1 protein-coding gene is annotated in these 275 nt (G+C 64.0%); it reads right to left on the bottom strand.

What is annotated here, in order from left to right:
• Positions 1–275 (bottom strand): helicase-related protein (locus tag AAEY83_RS14815; RefSeq protein WP_351060080.1); only part of this gene is annotated, 275 nt, incomplete at both ends.

Genomic DNA, 275 nt, shown 5'->3' with positions numbered 1-275 from the left:
GCCCGCAACGACCTTTACGCTGATTGGCGCTGGCCTGGGAAATCGCTTCGATTGGCAAGCGCTGGACCTTGGCGCGGTAGCTGTAACGACTGATGCGCGCGGTGCCGCTGTCGATCACATAGCGAATGCCCGGTACGGTCAACGAGGTTTCGGCGACGTTGGTCGCCAGCACCACACGACGGCCCGGGTGCGACTGGAAGATGCGCTGCTGTTCAGCCGGCGACAGGCGCGCGTACAGCGGCAGGATTTCAGTGTGCTTGAGCTGGGCCTTGCGC

This window comes from Psychrobacter sp. TB20-MNA-CIBAN-0197 (assembly GCF_040309765.1).
In the GTDB taxonomy this organism is placed as follows: domain Bacteria; phylum Pseudomonadota; class Gammaproteobacteria; order Pseudomonadales; family Moraxellaceae; genus Psychrobacter; species Psychrobacter submarinus.
Note: the sequence above shows the minus strand (reverse complement) of the source record. Positions and strands in the feature narration are given on the sequence as shown.